The following is a 19,719-nucleotide window of genomic DNA, read 5'->3' as shown; positions in this document are numbered from 1 at the left end:
CGGCCACATCGCACCGCGGCTCGGAAGAACCGAAAAGTCTTGGAAGGACGTTCATGACAGGCAATCAACCCCTCAGCCGCAGACGCCTGCTGACCGGAGCGGCCGCGTTCGGCTCAGTGGTGCTGCTGACGCCGCCGCCAGGTGCTCACGCCGCACCAGCGGCCGCGGACACGGTCGCGAAGCCGTTCGACACGACCCCCGCATCGGTCGCGCTGCGACGACTGCTGCCCGACCACTACCGGCAGGTGACGCTGCGCGCGCTGGACGCCGGCAGCGCCGACCGGTTCAAGGTCACCGGCCGGGCCGGAGCCATCACCGTGGCGGGCAGCAGCCCGGCGGTGCTGCTCACCGGCCTCAACACCTATCTCGCGCGGGCGGCGAAGGCCGACATCTCCTGGAACGGCGAACAGCTGAACCTCCCCAGGCTGCTGCCCGCCCCCGGCGGGGAGATCGCCGGATCGGCGAACGTGCCGCACCGGTTCGCCCTCAACGACACCAACGACGGCTACACCGGCCCCTACCGGAACTGGGACGCGTGGGAGCGCGAGCTGGACGTGCTCGCGCTGCACGGCATCAACCGGGTGCTGGTCTACACCGGCGGCGACGCCGTCTACTACGACACCTTCCGGCAGTTCGGCTACTCGGACGCCGAAATGCGGGCGTGGATTCCGGCACCGGCCCATCAGCCGTGGTGGCTGCTGCAGAACATGTCCGGGTTCGGCGGTCCGGTGTCCAAGCAGCTCATCGAGAGGCGCGCCGATCTCGCCCGGAAGATCACCGACCGGGTGCGCGAACTGGGCATGACACCGGTGCTGCCCGGTTACTTCGGCACCGTGCCGGACGACTTCGTCGCCAAACACGGTGGGGACGCGGCCGTGGTCCCCCAGGGCGACTGGGGCGCCTTCAAGCGCCCCGACTGGCTCGACCCGCGCACCACGGCCTTCGACGAGGTGGCCGCGGCCTTCTACCGGGCCCAGTCGCAGCGGTTCGGCGACAGCACGATGTACAAGATGGACCTGCTGCATGAGGGCGGCAACCCCGGAGACGTCCCGGTGGGCGAGGCCGCGGCAGCCGTCGAAGGGGCGCTCCAGAAGGCCCGCCCGGGCGCCGTCTGGGCGATTCTCGGCTGGCAGAACAACCCCTCCAAGGCCCTGCTCGACGGCGTCAACAAGAGCAGAATGCTCGTCGTCGACGGCCTGTCCGACCGCTACACCACCGTCACCGACCGGGAGAGCGACTGGGACGGCACCCCGTACGCCTTCGGCAGCATCTGGAACTTCGGCGGCCACACCCCGATGGGCGCCAACGCCCCGGACTGGGTGGAGCAGTACCCCAAGTGGCGTGACAAGGAAGGCAGCGCGCTCGCCGGTATCGCGGCGATGCCGGAGGCCGCCGACAACAACGCGCCCGCGCTCGCGCTCCTCACCGACCTGGCGTGGACACCCGGCACCATCGACCTCGACGACTGGTTCGCCGCGTACGCCGTGTCCCGGTACGGCGGCGATGACCCGCACGCCGTCGCCGCCTGGAAGACGATCCGCGACACCGCGTACAACATGACCCGCAAGGATGCGTGGAGCGAGGCGCCCGACGGGCTGTTCGGTGCCCGGCCGAGCCTGGGCGCCAACAAGGCAGCCGCCTGGGGCCCGGAGGCCGACCGCTACGACACCACGGTGTTCGACGCGGCCCTCACCGAACTGCTCCAGGTAGCGCCGCGACTGCGCGACAGCTCCGCCTACGCCTACGACCTCGCCGACGTGACCCGCCAGGTGCTGTCCAACCGCAGCCGCGTGCTGCTGCCCCGGATCAAGGCGGCGTACGAGGCCGGGGACCGCGCGGGCTTCGACCGGCTGACCAAGACCTGGCTCAGCTGGATGAAGCTGATGGACAAGGTACTGGCCACGTCCCCGCAGCACCTGCTCGGACGGTGGCTGGCCGACGCCCGGTCCTGGGGCGCCACCAGCGCGGAGAAGGACCAGCTGGAGTACGACGCACGGTCGATCATCACCACCTGGGGCGGCCGGGCGAGCAGCGAGGAAGGGCTGCACGACTACGCGAACCGGGAATGGGCGGGGCTGGTCGGAGGCCTGTACCACACGCGCTGGAAGACGTACTTCGCCGACTTGTCCGCCGCGCTCGGGGCCGGCCGGGAACCTGCCGAGATCGACTGGTTCGCGCTGGAGGACCGCTGGGCGCACCAGCACGACAGCTATCCGGTGAACTCGTCGGGTGACGTGTACAAGCTGGCCCGGCAGGTGCGGGACACCCTGGCCACCGATCCGGACCAGGTGGTGCTGACCGGGTCCGCCGACCGGGGAGCGGTGGCGGAGGACCGCCCGGTCACGGTCACCGTGTCGTTCACCAACCGCAACGGCTTCGCGCCGGCGACGGATGTGACACTGGCCCTCGACGCCCCGGCGGGGATGACCGCCGAGCCGGCCGGCACGACCACGGCGGCGTCGGTCGCCCCGGGCGACACCTTCTCGGCGACCTTCACCGTCACCCTCACCCAGGCCACCGGCGCGCTGATCTCCCGGGTGCCGGTGCGCGCGTCCTACCGGACCGGCGGCACGCGCGGCTCGGCCACGGCGGCGGTCCGTCTGATGGCGGGCAACGGGGTCCAAGCGCCTTACCGAACCGCCTCCTTCAACGACGCGGTCTTCGGCCAGTCCGGCGACGCCATCGCCATCGAGGGCGCGGGCGCCGACCTGTGGGGCGGTACCAACGAGTTCGGCACGGTCTACCAAGCCGGGGCCCTCGGTTCCGCCTCGACCGCCACGGTCCGCGTCACCTCGCAGGACACCACCGGCGGCTGGGCCCGCGCCGGACTGATCGTCCGCAACGACCTCTCCGAGAACGGTTCGACCGGCTACGTCAATCTGGCGGTGACGCCGTCCAACGGCTGCACGCTGTCCTGGGACACCGACGGCAACGGCCAGTTCGACGCCATCGAACTGGCCGGTTCCCTGGCCGCCCCGGTGCACCTACGGCTGACGCGCTCCGGCGGCACGTACACCGGCGAGTGCAGCCGTGACGGCGTCTCCTGGACCACGGTCGGCACCGCCACTCCGGGCGGCGTCGCCGACACCCAGGACATCGGCGTCTTCATGACGGCGGCCAACGGCTGGACCGGCACCCGCGGCATCGCCGGATTCGAGGACTTCTCCGTCGACTGAGCGGATGAGCATGGGCCGGCCGGGGCCGCATCACGCGGCTCCGGCTCAGCCGTCGTCGTACGGCCGCGGGAGTGCGTGCCCGTGCCGGTCGCCATTGTCTGCGCCCACGCAGACGCCCGAAAGTCGGTACAAGCCCCTCGGAATCGTGTCTCCGGCCCCCGGAGTTCACCGGACACGAACCGGGACATTTCGTAGCGAAAGGTGCGTTCGGTCCTTCTTGTGGGCCCTTGATTCGCGGCCCAGATCTTCCGGCGGCACGGGCGCCGGAAGGCCGATGTCACCCGGTCACGGTGGTGGGGGCTTGGGAGGTCTCCTCCTCCACATCGGGGGCCCGGAAGGGATTCTTTTCCGGAGGTGGCGATGCCGCCGCGGTATGGAGGCGGGTCGGCTCCGGGTCGGAGAACAGCGAGGTCGTGTCGATGAGACGTCTCACTTTCGGGCATGCCAAGGGAAGTGGTGTGCGGACGGGCCTGCGCACGCGCAGAAAGGGCTCAGAGGTTGGACAACTTGTTGTAGGGGCTCATGATCCGGGCTTCCAGCGAGCCGAAATCGACAACAACCGCGACTCCCTCCTCGACAGCGGTCACCCGACCGAGCCCGTACACATCGTGTGTGACTCGGCTTCCTACGGTGAACTGCTTCGAAGTGGGCGCGGTCGGGGCCAGGAACGGGCTCGTCGGCAGATGGCGTTTGGGTGCAGGTGACTTTCTCATTGTCACCAGTATGCGCCTGCCGGATCGCTGCCGGTGGTTCGAGTCCTACGCATTCACCGCGCGGCTGAAGTAATACAGCAGGTAGGCCGCCATGGTGATCACTACCGGTACGCCGAAAAGGAGGTGGCCGAGCAGCAGCGTGGTCGTGATCCACAGCACGTCGCCCCACGCGGCCGGGGCGGACAGGGTCGTACGTGATCTCTGTCGCGTCGGGCCCTATGGGGTGGCCGATGCGGCGTGCTTCATGAGCGGCGCCGGTGGTGTCCGCGAAGCAGTACACCCGATGCCCGGGGTCGTGCCACGGCCGGCCTCCGGGGCGAACCGCGGCCCGTCACCCCGTGACGCCGGCATGGGCCAGGCAGCGGGCCAGGTCCGAGCGTGAACGGACGCCCAGCTTGCGGTAGACGCGGGTGAGATGCGCCTCGATCGTCTTGCGGGACAGGAACAGTGATGCGGCGGCCTCCACGTTGCTCAGGCCCTCGCCTATGGCGCGCGCCACCTGGAGCTCCTGCGGCGTGAGCAGGGCCACCGGCGGCGGTTCGTTCCCGTGGACCGCGGTGCGGTGCCCGGTCGCCGCGACCTCCGCCTCGGCCCGTACCGCCCACGGAACGGCGCCTATCGCGGTGAACGTCCGCTGTGCCAGCAGCAGCGGCTCCCGTGCCGCGGACGGCCGCCGGAACCGGCGCAGCACCTCTCCCGCGGCGAGCCGTGTCCGAGCCGCCTCGAAGGGCATCTCCTTGCGGGCGTGGACGCATTCGGCGACGGCCAGCCAGTCGGCGGCCTCCTCGGCGGACCGCGCCAGCATCACCCGGCAGCGGGCGTGCGCTGCCGCCGGCCACGCCAGACCGGTCGCCGTGTCGCGCTCCCGCAGCCAGTCGGCGACGGCGACAGCCCCCTCCCGCCCTCCCGTGCGCAGACAGGCCTCGGCGAGGTCGGCCACCCACGGCATGAGGGAGGGATTGACCAGCCCCATCTCGTCGGCCATGGCGAACGCGGCCTCCAGGTGCGCACGCGCCGCTTCCGGATCACCGGCGGCGAGTGCGGACGTACCGAGTGCGCCGCGGGCGAACAGCGCCAGGCCGCGCAGCCGGCTGCCGCACCAGCGCTCGTACTGCGCCACGCGCTCCCGGCAGCCCGTGAAGTCGCCGCGCAGGGCGTCCAGCCGCGCGAGCTGGACCAACGCGTATCCCGTCATCGCCAGATGCCCGAACTCCGCCGCCCAGCGCAGCGCTTCGACGGCGTCCGCCCGGGCCATCGGCCACCGCGACCACATCTCCACCTCGCACCGCGCAAGCAGCGCGTACGGCAGGAGGGCCGGGCAGTTGTCGCGTCGCATCGCCTCGATCACCGTGTCCAGCACGCGGCGGGCGAGGTCCCCGTCGCCGGTCCAGGACAGGCCCTGCGCGATCTCCATCGTCGCCTGACGTTCCTCGGGGCCGGGTAATCCGCGCGTCTCCTCCAGCAGAGCGCGCAGAGCCGTACGGGCTTCGCCCACGTCGCCGCCCAGAGCCTGCGCCCGGGCGCGCATGACGGCGGCGTGCCGGCGCCGTTCGCCGTGCGTGCCGTCCGCCAGTTCCTCGCAGCGGGCGGCGATGTGGCAGGCGTCGCGCATCTGCCCGTCCATCGTCGCCGGCACCACCGCCGCCCCGTACAGCCGGGAGGCGCGTGCGCGGTCCACCGATTCCACCGCCCGGGCGGCGCCGACCAGCAGCTGGTGCGCGCGGCCCGGATCCCCGAGCCAGGTGCAGGCCTGGCCGCGCAGCAACTCGATGTCCGCGGTGAGCAACGGATCGCGGCTGTGCGACAGCGCCTGGTCGCACCACCCGGCGGCGTCGCGCGTCGTACCCCCGTAGAAGGCGTCGTGCGCGGCTTCGAACAGGCGGCGGGCCGCGTCCGCGGGGTCCGGCGACAGCTCGGCGGCACGGTGCCAGGCCGGTGCGGCGGCCGCCAACGCCCCGCGCTGCCGCGCCTGTCGGGCGTCGGACACCAGGCGAGCGGCGACCGATTCGTCCGGACCGGGGGCGGCCGCGGCCAGGTACCAGGTCTGCAGCTCGCCCGTGCTCACCGCGGCCAGTCTCCGGTAGACCTCCAGCCGCCGGACCGTGGCGCACTGTCCCAGCACCACCGGCCGCAGCACGGGATGCCGCAGCTCGCACGCGCCGTCCCGCATCCGCACCAGCCCGGCCGCCTCGGCCGCGTCCAGATCGGCGGTCGTGAGTCCGCCGGACGCCAAGGCCTGTTGCAGCAGGGGCCATTGGGGGGTTTGGCCGGCGGCGACGTACACCAGCGCCTCTCTACTGCGCGGCGGCAGCAGGCGTAACTGTCCGCTCCAGGCGCGGTCCACCAGCGGTCCGGGCGCCTCCCACGAGTCGTCCCACGGCTCGGCACCGGCCGCACGGTTCCGGGCGAGCGCCGCCGCGTACTCCACCAGGACCAAGGGGTTGCCGTGCGCCAGCCGTACGATCCGGCCCGCCGCCGGATCCGCCCGGTCGAGCGACTGCCGCCGCAACAGCGTCCAGCACTCGTCGTCCGTCAGCGGCCCCAGCACGGCGTGCGGCACGCTCTCCCGGATGCCGTCCGCGGCCTGCCCACTGCGCGTCGCCATGATCAGGGCCACGCGCTCGGTGGCCAGCCGCCGGGCCACGAACTGCAAGACCTGTCGCGACGAAGGATCGGCCCAGTGCAGGTCGTCGATGAGGACCAGCAGTGGCCACGCCTCCCCGGCCGCGGACAGCACGCCGAGCGCGCCCGCGCACACCGCGTACAGGTTCGGCTCGGCCACGTCCGTGAGCGCGAGACAGCCCTCCACGGCTCTGCGCTGGGCCGACGGCAGCTCGCCGAAGTGGCGGCGGAGCGGAAGCAGCACATCGGCAAGCACCGCGTACGGCAGCACGGCCTCCGACTCCACACCGCAGGCCCGCAGCACCTGGGCGCCCTGGCAGCGGGCGGCCGCGTGGCGCAGCACCATGCTCTTGCCGATCCCCGGTTCACCGCTCAGCAGCAGCGCGCCGCCCCGATGGGGCAGGGCATCCACCAAGCCGGCCACCAGCTCTCGTTCGGTGTGCCGGCCGACGAGTGCGACGGGGCCTGGGCCGGGCGCCGCCTCGTCGGGTGCGGGGGGAAACACCACGCAGTACGGTCCGTGCGTCCCCGCGAGCGCCGGCCGGTTCCCCTCCAAGTCACCCGATACGTCGCCCGATCCGCGGATCGGGTCGCGTGCCGTTCCGCCCACCGGCACGCCGGTCATCGCTGTTTCGTTCATGACGCCCCCGTATGCCTGCCGCTCCCCTGCGGCCGCACTTCGCGTACCAGGGTGCGCCCCGGAGGGTGATCGGCGTGGGTGGTCGGGGAGTTTCACCCACGGGCCGGGCAGGGAGCCCGCAACGCGGTCGCGCGGTCTCCCGTGGCACGGCGAAGGGGCCGGCATCCCGGTGGCGAGCCGCGCGACCGGAGCAACGACCGAGGTCACCGACCGCGTCATGACGCCGCCACTCCCGCCGTACGGGGCCCGCACACCGGCGCCTCGCGGAGCCCTGGAGGCCGGGTCGCTCCTCGTCCCCGGCCAACGGCCTACGGCGGTCTCCGCCCGGTGCTGTCGTGACGGTGAGCCCGGGCGCGTAGGCCCCGCCATGTGCGTCCGGTGCCGGTGACACGGCGGATGGCGTAGACGTTCCGTGGAACGCGCTGCCGGAGCACGGCGTGGAACGCCCTGCCGGAGCACGCCGGAGTGCGGGGCCGGGCGGAAGTAGGGAGTTCCCGGAAGCCGCGGTGCGACCGTTCGGAAAGACTCGCCTGTTCCTAGACAAAAAGGGGCACGGGATGGCTGAGCAGGGACAGGTCCGGCGGGTGATCACGAACCTCGCGCACGGTGGTCACGCGATACTCGACAGCGCGGACCAGGACGAGAAGGTGAGTCCGCGCAGCGCGGTGGTTCAGGAGTCCGCCGACACCGCGGCACATGTGGGCACCACTTCCTTCGACTACTTGTTCCCCGACCTCGCGGAGGAGTTCCCGGCACACCACGTGCCGCAGGACGACGTCGCGAAGGTCGTCATGGCCCTGCTCGAACTGGGCACGGTGATGGTCGAGACCCAGGACGAGCTGCGCGACCCGCATCTCGAGTCGCCGATTCCGCCGGTCTACACGTACTGGGGCCAGTTCGTCGACCACGACCTGACGGCCGCGACCGACAACGACAAAAAGATCAACATCACCGATGAGGACCTCCCGCCGATTCCGCCCGACCAGGTGATCCAGAAGCTGGAGAACCTCCGGATCCCGGCGCTGAACCTCGACTCGGTCTATGGCGACGGGCCGTTCGCGGCACCGGTGGCGAACAAGGACGCCGTTCCCTACGACGGGATCAAGTTCCGGCTGGGCCTGCTCTCGCCGGTCCCCGCCGCCGCGGGCGTGCTGATCCCCCCGGTCGACGACAACCAACGGGACCTGCCGCGCAAGGCCGACCGCACTCCGCTCGTCGGCGACACCCGCAACGACGAGAACCTCGTCGTCGCTCAACTGCACGTGGCGTTCCTGCGGTTCCACAACGCGGCGGTCGACTGGGTGCGCGACAACGAACCCGAGTGGGAGTCGGACGCCGAGGTCTTCCTGCGGGCCAGGGACCTCACCCGGTGGACCTACCAGTGGTTGTGCGTGCACGACTATCTGCGCACCGTGGCTCGCCCCGACGTCGTCGACCGTGTGGACACCGCGGAGGGGAACCTGCTCGGCATGGACCGTCGCGGCACGTACATGCCGGTCGAGTTCTCGGTGGCGGCCTTCCGCTTCGGCCACACGATGGTGCGCGGCGCCTACGACTGGAACCGGAACTTCGGCCGTCCCGGTGACCGGGCCCCCATCGCCACCCTGGACCAGCTGTTCCAGTTCACCGGCAGGGGCGGGTTCGCCGCCTCGCTGCCGACTCTCCCCTCGAACTGGCCGGTGGAGTGGGACCGGATGGTCGACAAGAACAGCCAGTTCGCCAACCGCTTCGCGCGGCTCATCGACACCAGGCTCGCGCCACCGCTCGCCCAGATGATCAACGAGGGCAACGACCCGGGCCTGCCGGAGCGGATCAAGGACCTGCTCAAGCACCTCGCCCGCCGCAACCTCCTGCGCGGCTACCGACTGGCTGCCCCCACCGGCCAGGCGGTGGCCAACGCGCTCGGAGTCCAACCTCTCAGCCGCGCCGAGCTCGAGCGGGGCAGCAGCGAGGCGGTCAGGAACGTCCTTGAGGCGGGCGGCCTGTTCGACAGGACCCCGCTGTGGTTCTACGTGCTGAAGGAGGCCGAGGTGCGGGAGCTCGGCCGCCGGCTCGGAGAGGTCGGCAGCCGCATCGTCGCCGAGACACTCATCGGCCAGATCCGCAACGACCGTGGTTCGTACGTCAGCCAGACGAATTGGAGCCCGGCGCGGGGCGTCCTGCTCCCCAACGGCCGGCCGGTGCGCACGATCGCCGACTTCCTCCGGTTCGCCGGCGTGCTCTGACACGACAGTGGCCTCATAGCCGTGCCCCCCCACGCCCCCGCCGATCTGCTTCGGCGGGGGCGCACGTTTGCTCCGTAGGGATTTCCCCGATGCGCAGTACGTCCCCCTCGGCGGACCCTGCGCGCATGGACGTACGACAGCAGCAACGGAACATGGCGGAGCGATACCGCGAGACGGTGTACCAACGCGAGCACATCCGGCGTCGGCAGGTGGAGACCGGCACCCCCTTCGCCGCCGACAGCGAGGAGCAGCTGCGCGCCCGCGCGGAGCGGTTGCTGAGCAAGGGCGAGGTCGACCCCGAGGCACTGGCGCCGGTGCCGCCCGACGGAGAGCAGGCCCGTCCCGCCGTCGTGTTCGAGCGGATCCTCGGCGCCGCGAGCGAGCTGCAGAGCGTCAACTTCCTTGCCCGCGGGGCGCGCGCGGCAAGCGCGGTCGCGCGCATCTCCGTCGTCGAGGACGGCCGGCGGGCCGGCTTCGGCACCGGGTTCCTCGTGGGGGAGCGCCTGCTGCTCACCAACCACCACGTGCTGCCCGACGTGGCGACGGCGACCGGGTCGTTCGCGGAGTTCGACTTCGAAGCCGACGCCGACGGTGTACCCGAACCGGTCGACCCCTACGACCTGTCCCCGGACGAACTGTTCGTCACCGACCCCGAGCTCGACTACACACTCGTCGCGGTCGCGGTGGGCTCCGACGGCAGGCGGCCCGGCACGGTGCACGGCTGGCTGAAGCTGATCGCCCAGCAGGGGAAGATCGTCATCGGTGAGCCGGTGAACGTGGTCGGCCACCCGGACGGGCGGCCGAAGGAGATCGCGGTCCGCGACAACGCCCTGCTCAACCAGTTGCCCCAGTTCCTGCACTACCGCACGGACACCGAGCCCGGGAACTCCGGCTCGCCCGTGTTCAACGACCAGTGGGAGGTCGTCGCGCTGCACCACGCAGGCGTGCCCGATCCCGACGGCGAGGGCTGGATCGCCAACGAGGGAGCCCGAGTCAGCGCCATCCTGCGGCACCTCGCCGCGGCCGAGCTGCCACCGGGGCAGAAATCGCTGCTCGCCGAACTGGGGCCACAGGCGGTGCCGAGGGAAGCGGTGCCGGTCGGGGCGGTACCGACGGACGACCGTCCCGGTGGGGCACCGGCCGGGACCCTCCCGGTTCCGGGAGCCCTGTCCGCTCAGGCCGTCTCCGCCACCGTGCGCGCCGACGTCGCCGCGGGTGCCCGTGAGCGGCGCGGCCTCACCGGGCGGACCGGCGCCGGCCGGCACCTGGTGTTCCTGCACGGCCGGGGACAGCAGGGCCGCGATCCCGCCGGACTGCGCGCCGGATGGTGCGAGGGCCTGGGCACCGGGCTGGCGGCGGCCGGCCTTGCTCCGCTGCGCGCCGACGATGTCTGGTTCCCCTACTACGGCGACGCGTTGGCCGCCGTACTGGCCACTCGCGAGCGTGTCGCCCCCGATACGGCGGCGAGCACGGCCGAGGCGTACGCGCCCGCCGGTCCCGGAGCTCGCGCGGTGTACGCCGCACTGCTCGACGAGGCCGCCGAGGCCACCGGGATGCCCGCACCGGAGCGCGAGCCCTTGGCGGAAGGCGTGCGCGCGGGGCAGAGCACGCCGGCGTGGGAGGGCGCGGCGGCTCAGGAGTCCGGACTGCTCGGCGGGGCGGTCGCCGCACTGCAACGGCCGCTGTCGTGGATCGCGGCGCGCAGCGGGCTCGACGACGTCGTGATCGCGACGGTGTTCCGCGACGTCGCGGCCTACCTCGACAACAAGCCGGTACGCGACGCCGTGCTCGACGCGGTGCTGGCCGGGATGCCCGACCAAGGCGAGATCGTGCTGGTCACCCACAGCCTCGGAACTGTCGTCGCGCTCGATCTGTTCACCCGGCTGCCCGGCCGGACCTCGGTACCCCTGCTGGTGACCGCCGGCAGCCCGCTCGGACTCGACGCCGTGTACCGGCGGTTGCTCGCAGGCGGACCGGTCCGGCCCGGCCAGGTCGGCGTGTGGATCAACGCGTGGGCGGCGGGGGACGCCGTGGCCATCGGCTGCCCGCTCGGCGACACCTGGTCACAGGTTCGCGATGTGCTCTGCGCGAACCGGAAGGACCGGGCACACGACATCACCCAATACCTCTCCGACGCCCGAGTCGCAGCCGAGATCGGGCGCGGCGTCCGCACGTAGCCCGGCACGTCCTGAGGAACAGTTGCCTCCGCACCACCCATTGCTACGCCGCGTCACGCCATACCTTCACGTCCAAGGTGGCGTACGTGGTCCCGGACGAGCCCCGATACGTCACGAGCCCCACGTGCCCCGTCCCGCTGATGACGCACATCTGCTGGCCGACGGTGAGGTCCTTGACCCAGATGTAGCTCTTGTAGCCGGTCGCTGCCTTGCACACGTCCAGGCTTCCCTGCCGACCAGCCGGCAGCAGGGCAAGAGAGCTGCCGGAGTCGGTACCGGGGGCAAGGACCGCGCCGGAGGAGTAGACGGCGTACGTCAGATCCTCGTCGGAGGTGCCGGTGTCCGCCTTGGCCCGCACCGGAGCGTCCGCCAGAAACAGGTCGTGGCTCTTGGTCATCCGGATCCCGGAATACGTCGCCGGGACAGGGGCTGTCGGTGCGGCGGGCTTGCTGGATGTGGCGGTCGGGGGCGCCGAGGACGCGGTTCTTGTGGGCGTCGAGGGCCCCGAAGGGCTGGGCGGCAGAGCGGCTTTGGTGGGCCGGGGCTTCTTCGAGGTGTGGGCCGACGGGGAGCCGGACGTCGACGGCGACGCCTTGGCGGCGGCCGTGGCCGACTGGGATGCGGCTACCTCCTGTGCCCGGCCGTCGCTCTTGTCGCCGTCCCCCGGAACGAGCAGCAGCGCGGCGGCCGCGCCACAGGCGACGAGCACGACAGAGGCCGCCGACAACACCCAGGCGCGGACCTTGCGGCCGTTGCCGCCCGAGGCCACCGAAGCGGTCTGTGCGGGGGCCGGCTCCTGCGGCTGCGGCCAGGGGGTCGGCGCGTACGGCCCCGGCGGGACGTCTGGTCCCAGCACGAAAGGCGCGGGCAGCGCGGCATGGGGCGGTGAGGTGGGGGAATAGGCCGTCGGGGGCCCGAAAGCGCCGGACCCAGCGGGCCCGAAACCGCCGGGAGCGTGTGTGCCCGATGCCGCCCCCGCCCGGGCCTGATCGGCGCCTGTGGCCCGAGCCGTGATCCCCGCCGCCAGCTCGCCCGGCAACCAGGCCCCGGACGTGAACCGCGCTTCGTCACCGCGATTCGCCTGAATCGTCTGAACGCAGCGTATGACCTCCTCGACGGAAGGGCGTTCGGCGGCGGGCTTGCGCAGACACCGCGTCACCAGCTCCTGTATCTCCTCCGGCACGCGGCTGAGGTCGGGCTCCTCGTGCACCACGCGATAGAGCACCGCGTGCGGATCCCCGGCTCCGAAGGCGGCGACGCCCGTCGCCGCGAACACGGCGGTCTGTCCCAGCGCGAACACGTCGGCCGAGGCGGTGGCCTCCCCGCCGAGCGCCTGCTCCGGCGCCATATAGGCGACGGTGCCGAGGGCCGTGCCGCTCTGCGTCACCGAAGTGGCATCCGCGGCCCGCGCGACACCGAAGTCGATGACCCGCGGGCCGTCGGCGGCGAGCAGCACGTTCGACGGCTTGAGGTCTCGGTGCACGATGCCCTCGCGGTGCACTGCCTGCAGGGCCTCCGCGACGCCGGCGATCAGCCGCAGCACTGTGTCGACGGGCAGCGGCCCGTGGTCGTGCACCGCATCGGCGAGTGACGGCCCCGGCACGTAGGCGGTCGCACACCACGGTATGGATCCCCCGGTGTCGCTGTCCACGACCGGAGCCGTATAGAGCCCGTGCACGCGGCTCGCGGCGGACACCTCGGCCTGGAAGCGCTTCCGGAACTCGGAGTTCTCGGCCAGCTCCGGCCGGATCACCTTGACCGCGACGGCCCGCCCGCCCGGCGTGTGCGAGAGATAGACCCGTCCCATACCGCCGGACCCGAGCCGCGCCACCAGCCGGTAGCCACCCACGACCCGCGGATCGCCCTCCTCCAGCGGCTGGAAACTCCCGGTATCGGGCCCACCGTTGCTCAACACGCCTCACTCCACCCCCGGATCTGCTCTGTCGTGGCCTATTGCATCACGGGTGCCTCGCGTCCCCCTCCGCGCGCTCGGTGGACAAAGGTGCCGCTCGGATGTCCCGGGCATGGTCAATCCTTTCCGGTGAGCAGCCGTCGCGGGTTGGCGATGCGGAAGGCGTACGCCGCGGCGCCGCCCAGACCGAAGCCGGGATGCCGGGGCGGCTCGGCGTAGGGCCGGTCCGAGCCCTGGACGACGGCGTCCACACCGAGGGCGCGGACGATCGCGTCGACGGCGGTCGGGCCGTACGAGGACGTCTCGACGAACACGTCCGGGTCCACCCCGACGACGTCCCCGCCGCCCCGGGCGGCAAAGCGCTCCCCGTGCAGCGGGGCGAGCCCGGCCAGCAGCGCGAAGCACACCCTGAGGCGCGGATGGCGCGGCCGGCCGAAGGCACGGAAGGCGAACCAGGCGGCATGCATCTGCTGGACATAGGGGACCATCGCGGGCCACCAGCCGGGCCCCTCGGACCCGCCGGGCGCGGGCCCCGGGTGCACGAACAGCGGAAGGTCGCGCTCTTCGAGCAGATCGAGCAGCGGGGCGCACCGCGCGTAGCCGGCCGCGTCGGCAAGGGCGTTCGCCGGGAGCTGGAGGCCGGCGAACCCCCGGTCGAGGTCGTCGGCCGTCGCGCTCGCGTCGATGTCCCGTACGCAGGCGGCGGCCCAGGCCCCGAACGGTTCGGGGAGCGCGGCCGCACCCTCGTGGTAGGCGTCGAGCAGGGGCCGTGCCTCGGCCGAGGGCAGCCATTCGACGCCGATCGGGGCGGACATGGAGACGAGCACCCGGCCCAGGCCGTCGGTGGCGGCGAGTTCGGTGCGCCGGGTGACGTCGTGGTCGGCGGGAGGGATCTCGTAGGGCGGCTCACCGGCCAGGAACAGGGTCCAGCCGTCCAGGAACGGCGGTTCGCGGCGGGACCGCAGGGCCGCCAGCAGCGCGGGGCTCCACAGATGCTGGTGTACGTCGACGTTGGTCATGACGCTCCTCCCACCAAGGCGCGCAGTGCGCTCCGGACGTCGTCGGACCCCAGGATGTCGCGGTTGACCACCTCCACGTCCACCCCGCAGGGCCGGTCGTCGTCCAGGCGGGGCACGATCTCGCGAATCGAGCGGTGCAACAACCGCGGTCCCCGCCCCAGCGCGGACGGTGCCGCCAGGTCCACCGCCTGCGCGGCGACGACGGCCTCGACCGCGAGCAGCTGCCGCAGCCGGGTGAGCATCGTCGTCAGCCGCCGGGCCCCGAGCGCCGCGTTGGTCGAGTCGTCCTCGACGGCGTCAGCGCCATGGCGGGGATCGGTGCTCACCGGTGCGGACAGCATGCGGATCTCGGCGACGAGTGCCTGAGCCGTCTTGGCCAGCGGTGCGAAGCCCGAGCGTTCCGGGCCGTACGGCGAGAGGTTCGCGGGCAGTGCGCTGACGGCGGGGTCGAGCAGCCGGCGCATGCGCTCGGCGGAGATCGCGGCGGTCTGCGTCAGGGCCAGCGCGAGGGTGTCGAAGGAGAGGGCCAGGGCCGGGGTGTGGAAGTTGCCGGACGAGAGGATCTCGCCGGTGTCGGCGAGCACCACCGGGTTGTCCCCGCAGCCGTTGAGTTCCGGTCGCAGCGCCTCGTCGGCGAAGTCCAGCGCGCTGTGCAGCGCCCCGTGCACCTGGGCCGAGCAGCGCAGGCTGACGGGGTCCTGCACCCGCCGCGCGTGCCGGGGGTCGCCCAGCTCGCCGTCGTCCAGCAGGGCGAGCAGTTCACCCGCCGCGCGCGACTGCCCGGGGGCGGGGCGCAGGCCCAGCACCCGGCTGTCGAGCGGGCTCGTGTTCGCCCGGAAGCCCTCGTAGGTCAGCGCCGTGACCGCCTGGGCCAGCAGCAGGACGGCGGCCGCCTCGTGCAGGGCGAGGGCGCCCTGTCCGGCCGCCAGCGGGCTCGCACTGCACAGCACATGCCCGTCCTTCGGGCCCGGTTCGGCCGGGCCGAGACCGGCCCGCCGCAGGGCCGTGGCCCCGTCGAGCACCTCACCGGCGAACTCGGCGCTGCCCTCACCGATGACGACCAGCCCGACATGGGCCATCTGGCACAGGTCGGAGGCGCCGATCGACCCCACCTCGGGTATCACCGGATGCACCCGCGCGTTGAGCATGGCCAAGAGCAGCCGGGGGATCGCCGGGCGCACTCCGCTGCCGCCGCCCGCGATGCCGTTGAGACGGGCCAGGACGGCGGCGCGTACGACGGGGACCGGCAGCGGATCGCCGACCGCGTTGGCCCGTCCCCGGACCGTACGGACGCTGAACTCCTCGAGTTCGTCGCGCGGCAGTGCGTACGACGAGCGGGTGCCGAGTCCCGTCGTCAGGCCGTACGTGGCCACCTGGCGGTCGACGATGTCCTCGACGACGGCCCGGTCACGCTCAAGCCGGGGGAGTACCTCGTCCGCGAGCACCACCCGGGCATCGCGCTGGGCGACGGCGACGACATCGTCGTAGGACAGCGTCCGCCCGTCGATGACGACCCTGGTCACGAGAACCGCAGCTTCTGGCCGAGGCCGCGCTCTTCGGCCTTCTTGAGCATGGCGGCGCCCAGCGCGATGTCGGAGAGCGAAAGCCCGCGGTGCCAGAACAGGTTGGTCTCCGCGGCGCTCTCCCGGCCCGGCTTGCGGCCGGCGACGATCTCGCCCAGCTCCCCGTGCAGATTGCCCCTGTCGAGTCTGCCGGAGTCGACGTGCGCGCGCAGGGCGCCGAACGGCCCGGCGTGGGCCTGGCCCCAGTCGTCGACGACGATCTTGTCCATGATGTCCGTGAGGGTGAGCTCGACCGCGCTGTTCGTTCCGTACGGCACGACCAGGGCGCCGGGGGCGATCCACTCGGTCTTCAGCAGCGGCTCGGGGCGTTCGAGGCGGGACGCCTCCACCACGATGTCCGCGCCCTCCACGCAGGTCCGCCAGTCCTCGGTCACTATCACGGGCTTGCCGAGCTCCCGCTCCAGCCGTTCGGCGAAGGCCTCGCGGCTCTCGGGGCGGCGTGAGTGGACGCGTATCTCGCTGAGGTCGAAGATCCGGTCGAGCAGGCGGACGTTCCAGTACGAGGTGGCGCGGGCGCCGATGTGCCCGAGTACCTTGGCATCCGGCCTGGCCAGGTGACGCGCGCCCAGCGCGGTCAGGGCACCGGTGCGCATCTCGGTGATGGCGGTGGCGTCGAGCACGGCCACCGGCATGCCGGTGCGCGGGTCGAAGAGATTGAGCAGAGCCATCTCGGAGGGCAGCCCGGCCTGGTAGTTGTCCACGAAGTCGCCCACGATCTTGACTCCGGCCAGCGCGAGCGGTGCGACATAGCCGCGCAGGACATTGAAGTGGCCGTTGAACGCGGGGTCGGGCATCAGGTGGACACGCGGTTCGACGACCGTCTCGCCGAGGCCCTGGGCTCGCAGCCCCTCCTCGACGGCGTCGAGTATCTCGATGTCGGTCAGCTCGAGCTGTTCGATGTCCGAACCATTCAGAAAGGTGAACCAGACCGGTTCCATGGATGTCTCTCCCTAACGTGTGGGCTGGCTGATTCTGAATGCCACGTAAGCCGCAGAGCGGCACGACTTCGGACACCTGTGGCCCGATTTCGTAGGACTGTAACGCCGCGTTTACAGCCGGGCATTGACTGCCATTCACTCACCCGCAACTCTGAATGAACATATGCAGCCGGGTAAGGGGCAGCCTTGATCAGTTTCGACGCGGTGAGCAAAAACTATCCAAACGGCACCACGGCCGTGGACGGTCTGTCCCTGGAGCTGGCCGAGGGCGGTATCACGGTCCTGGTCGGTCCCTCCGGCTGCGGCAAGACCACGACCCTGCGCATGATCAACCGCATGGTGGAGCCGACGGCCGGGACCGTCAGCCTGCGCGGCCGGGACATCCGGGAGGTCCACGCCCCCGAGCTGCGCCGGGGGATCGGGTACGTGATCCAGCACGCGGGGCTGTTTCCGCACCGCACCATCCTCGACAACATCGCGACCGTTCCGCTGCTGCTCGGCTGGAGCCGCAAGAAGGCGCGGGCACGGGCCGCGGAGCTGCTGGAACTGGTGGGACTGCCGTCCGAGATGGCCAAGCGCTACCCGAACCAGCTCTCCGGCGGGCAGCAGCAGCGCGTCGGCGTCGCCAGGGCACTCGGCGCCGACCCGCCGGTGCTGCTCATGGACGAGCCGTTCAGCGCGGTCGACCCGATCGTCCGGGCGGAGCTGCAGGCGGAGTTCATCCGGCTGCAGAAGGAGCTGCACAAGACGATCGTGTTCGTCACCCACGACATCGACGAGGCCATCAAACTCGGCGACAACATCGCGGTGTTCCGGACCGGCGGCAAGCTCGCCCAGTTCGACACCCCGGAGCGGCTGCTCGCCCACCCCGCCGACGACTTCGTGGCCGGCTTCGTCGGACACGACCGGGGCATTCGCCGGCTGTCCTTCGTCAAGGCGGCCGAGGTTCCGCTGCGCGAGGGCCCGGTGCTGCCCGCGACCTCCCCCGTGGCGCGGGCCCGGGCGGCGGACGAGCCCTGGGTGCTCGCCGTCGACGAGGGCCGGCGACCGCTCGGCTGGGCCGCGGTCGCCGGGCTGCCGGAGACGGGCACGCTCGCGAAAGCGCCGCTCACGCCGCTCGGCCACACCTTCAGCGTCGTCGGGGACTCGGCGCGGGCCGCCCTCGACTCGGCGCTCCTGTCGCCCTCCCGGCTAGCGGTGGGCGTGGACGCGGAGGGCGCGGTCGTCGGAGTCGCGGACGCCTACGAGCTGTCCGCCGTGATGGCCGCCGCCGAAGCGGCCGGTGACGACGTGGGTGCCGGACCGGGAGGTGGCGAACGATGAGCGACGGTGAGCCGTTCGTCCGCTGGGACTGGATCGCCGACCATGCCGGCGAGCTCGCCGACTACACCGGTGTCCATCTGAGACTGGGCCTGCTGCCGGTGCTGTTCGGGCTGATCATCTCGGTGCCTCTCGGCATCCTGTGCCATCGCTGGCGATGGCTGTACCCGCCGGTCCTGACCGTGGCCAACATCCTGTACTCGATCCCGTCACTGGCCCTGTTCATGATCTTCGTCCGGTACACGGGGCTGACCGAACGCACGGTGATGATCCCGCTGACGCTCTACACGCTGTCGGTCCTGGTCCCCAACGTCGTCGACGGACTGGCCTCGGTCCCCGAACCGGTCCGGCTCGCGGCCACCGCCATGGGATTCGGTCCGGTCCGCAGTGTCGTACAGGTCGAACTGCCCATCGCCGTACCCGTCGTCATCGCCGGCGTACGCGTCGCCGCCGTCTCCTCCATCAGCCTCGTCGCCGTCGGACAGCTGATCGGACAGGGCGGCCTCGGCTACTACATCACCCGTGGCCTCCAGCTCGACTTCCCCACCCCGATCGTCACCGCGATCGCGCTGATCATGCTGCTCGCGCTCGGCACCGACGCTCTGCTGGTCCTGGCGCAGCGGCTGCTCACCCCCTGGTCCCGGAGCAAGGTGACGACGGCATGAACGATCTCCTGAACCAGATCCGGCTCGTGGGGGACTGGTTGACGTCCTCCACGCAGTGGCACGGCGATGACGGAATCCCCCACCGGCTCCTGGAGCACCTCACCTACAGCGGCCTGTCGCTCCTGTTCGCCGCCCTGATCGGGCTGACGTTCGGACTGCTCGTCGGGCACACCGGCCGTGGGGCGTTCGCCGTGGCCAGCGTCGCGAACCTGGCGCGGGCGGTCCCCACCTTCGGCCTGGTGGTCCTCGTCGTCACGCTCGCCGGGCTCAGCACCGCACCCGTACTGGTCGCCCTGGTGGCGCTCGCGATCCCGCCGATCCTCATCAACACCTTCGAGGGCGTCCGGGGCGTGGACCCCGACACGAGGGACGCCGCGCGCGGGGTCGGCATGACCGAGTGGGAGGTCCTGATACGGGTGGAGGTGCCGATGGCACTCCCGCTGATCCTCCTCGGCCTAAGGGTCGCCGCCATCCAGGTCGTGGCCACCGCCACCGTCGCGGCCTACCCGGGCCTCGGCGGGCTGGGCCGCTTCATCGTCGACGGACTCTCCCGCAACGACTACGAGCTGGTCATCGGGGGCTCCACCGTCGTCGTCGTACTGGCCCTCGTCGTCCAGGTCCTCTTCACCGCGCTGCGGCGCCTCATCGTGTCGCCGGGCCTGCGGGCTTCGGCGTCCAGACCCTGATTTTTTTCGAGCTCCCGGGCACTGAGAAAGGAAACACCCATGA

At 71.8% G+C, this 19,719-nt stretch carries 12 protein-coding genes; 6 read left to right on the top strand and 6 right to left on the bottom strand.

Annotated elements, in window-relative coordinates:
• The first annotated feature begins 53 nt into the window (after positions 1-53).
• Positions 54-3,176: an alpha-N-acetylglucosaminidase TIM-barrel domain-containing protein gene (locus ACFYO2_RS07025; RefSeq protein ID WP_388345152.1), complete on the top strand. Its 3,123-nt coding sequence runs from the start codon at positions 54-56 to the stop codon at positions 3,174-3,176.
• A gap of 491 nt (positions 3,177-3,667) precedes the next feature.
• Here the strand turns inward: ACFYO2_RS07025 and ACFYO2_RS07020 are convergent, their stop codons facing one another.
• Both ACFYO2_RS07020 and ACFYO2_RS07015 read right to left on the bottom strand, forming a co-directional pair.
• Positions 3,668-3,889, bottom strand: coding sequence for a hypothetical protein (locus tag ACFYO2_RS07020; protein ID WP_388345149.1), 222 nt, complete (start codon positions 3,887-3,889; stop codon positions 3,668-3,670).
• A gap of 331 nt (positions 3,890-4,220) precedes the next feature.
• Entirely contained in the window at positions 4,221-7,151 is a 2,931-nt protein-coding gene (locus tag ACFYO2_RS07015; protein WP_388345146.1) for an AAA family ATPase, read from the bottom strand.
• Positions 7,152-7,708: 557 nt separating this feature from the next.
• On the opposite strand from ACFYO2_RS07015, the gene ACFYO2_RS07010 reads away from it, so the two are divergent.
• Together ACFYO2_RS07010 and ACFYO2_RS07005 are read left to right on the top strand one after the other, a co-directional pair.
• Positions 7,709-9,376: a heme peroxidase family protein gene (locus ACFYO2_RS07010; protein WP_388345143.1), complete on the top strand. Its 1,668-nt coding sequence runs from the start codon at positions 7,709-7,711 to the stop codon at positions 9,374-9,376.
• Between the two features lie 125 nt (positions 9,377-9,501).
• Entirely contained in the window at positions 9,502-11,553 is a 2,052-nt protein-coding gene (locus tag ACFYO2_RS07005; protein ID WP_388345140.1) for a trypsin-like serine peptidase, read from the top strand.
• Positions 11,554-11,596: 43 nt separating this feature from the next.
• Here ACFYO2_RS07005 and ACFYO2_RS07000 read toward each other — a convergent pair whose 3' ends face one another.
• From ACFYO2_RS07000 to ACFYO2_RS06985, 4 genes are all read right to left on the bottom strand, one after another.
• Positions 11,597-13,468 carry a serine/threonine protein kinase gene (locus ACFYO2_RS07000; protein WP_388345137.1) on the bottom strand — a complete coding sequence of 624 codons (1,872 nt, stop codon included), beginning with the start codon at positions 13,466-13,468 and terminating at the stop codon, positions 11,597-11,599.
• 113 nt (positions 13,469-13,581) lie between these two features.
• Entirely contained in the window at positions 13,582-14,484 is a 903-nt protein-coding gene (locus ACFYO2_RS06995; protein WP_388345134.1) for an amidohydrolase, read from the bottom strand.
• Entirely contained in the window at positions 14,481-16,007 is a 1,527-nt protein-coding gene (hutH, locus tag ACFYO2_RS06990) for a histidine ammonia-lyase (protein WP_388345131.1), read from the bottom strand. Before hutH ends, ACFYO2_RS06995 begins: the two co-directional genes overlap by 4 nt.
• Positions 16,004-17,005 (bottom strand): ornithine cyclodeaminase family protein, encoded by a 1,002-nt coding sequence (locus ACFYO2_RS06985; protein ID WP_388345128.1) that lies wholly within the window; start codon positions 17,003-17,005, stop codon positions 16,004-16,006. Before ACFYO2_RS06985 ends, hutH begins: the two co-directional genes overlap by 4 nt.
• A 186-nt stretch (positions 17,006-17,191) precedes the next feature.
• Between ACFYO2_RS06985 and ACFYO2_RS06980 the strand changes: the two genes are divergently transcribed.
• From ACFYO2_RS06980 to ACFYO2_RS06970, 3 genes are read left to right on the top strand one after another with little or no spacing between them, the layout of a single operon-like run.
• Positions 17,192-18,328: an ABC transporter ATP-binding protein gene (locus tag ACFYO2_RS06980; RefSeq protein WP_388345125.1), complete on the top strand. Its 1,137-nt coding sequence runs from the start codon at positions 17,192-17,194 to the stop codon at positions 18,326-18,328.
• Positions 18,325-18,990: an ABC transporter permease gene (locus ACFYO2_RS06975; RefSeq protein WP_388345122.1), complete on the top strand. Its 666-nt coding sequence runs from the start codon at positions 18,325-18,327 to the stop codon at positions 18,988-18,990. Before ACFYO2_RS06980 ends, ACFYO2_RS06975 begins: the two co-directional genes overlap by 4 nt.
• A complete protein-coding gene (locus ACFYO2_RS06970; protein WP_388345119.1) occupies positions 18,987-19,676 on the top strand; it encodes an ABC transporter permease in 690 nt (229 codons plus the stop codon). The genes ACFYO2_RS06975 and ACFYO2_RS06970 overlap by 4 nt, the downstream gene beginning before the upstream one ends.
• The last annotated feature ends 43 nt before the right edge of the window (positions 19,677-19,719 follow it).

Source organism: Streptomyces sp. NPDC006602, assembly GCF_042870385.1.
Classification (GTDB): domain Bacteria; phylum Actinomycetota; class Actinomycetes; order Streptomycetales; family Streptomycetaceae; genus Streptomyces.
This window is presented reverse-complemented; position numbering and strand designations above follow the sequence as displayed.

Bases quoted from the DNA above. Each gene is read 5' to 3' on its own strand.
- ACFYO2_RS07010 (WP_388345143.1), top strand. From the start codon at position 7,709: ATGGCTGAGCAGGGACAGGTCCGGCGGGTGATCACGAACCTCGCGCAC.
- ACFYO2_RS07020 (WP_388345149.1), bottom strand. From the start codon at position 3,889: ATGAGAAAGTCACCTGCACCCAAACGCCATCTGCCGACGAGCCCGTTC.
- ACFYO2_RS07015 (WP_388345146.1), bottom strand. From the start codon at position 7,151: ATGAACGAAACAGCGATGACCGGCGTGCCGGTGGGCGGAACGGCACGC.
- ACFYO2_RS07005 (WP_388345140.1), top strand. From the start codon at position 9,502: ATGGACGTACGACAGCAGCAACGGAACATGGCGGAGCGATACCGCGAG.
- ACFYO2_RS06975 (WP_388345122.1), top strand. From the start codon at position 18,325: ATGAGCGACGGTGAGCCGTTCGTCCGCTGGGACTGGATCGCCGACCAT.
- ACFYO2_RS07025 (WP_388345152.1), top strand. From the start codon at position 54: ATGACAGGCAATCAACCCCTCAGCCGCAGACGCCTGCTGACCGGAGCG.
- ACFYO2_RS06995 (WP_388345134.1), bottom strand. From the start codon at position 14,484: ATGACCAACGTCGACGTACACCAGCATCTGTGGAGCCCCGCGCTGCTG.
- ACFYO2_RS06985 (WP_388345128.1), bottom strand. From the start codon at position 17,005: ATGGAACCGGTCTGGTTCACCTTTCTGAATGGTTCGGACATCGAACAG.
- ACFYO2_RS06970 (WP_388345119.1), top strand. From the start codon at position 18,987: ATGAACGATCTCCTGAACCAGATCCGGCTCGTGGGGGACTGGTTGACG.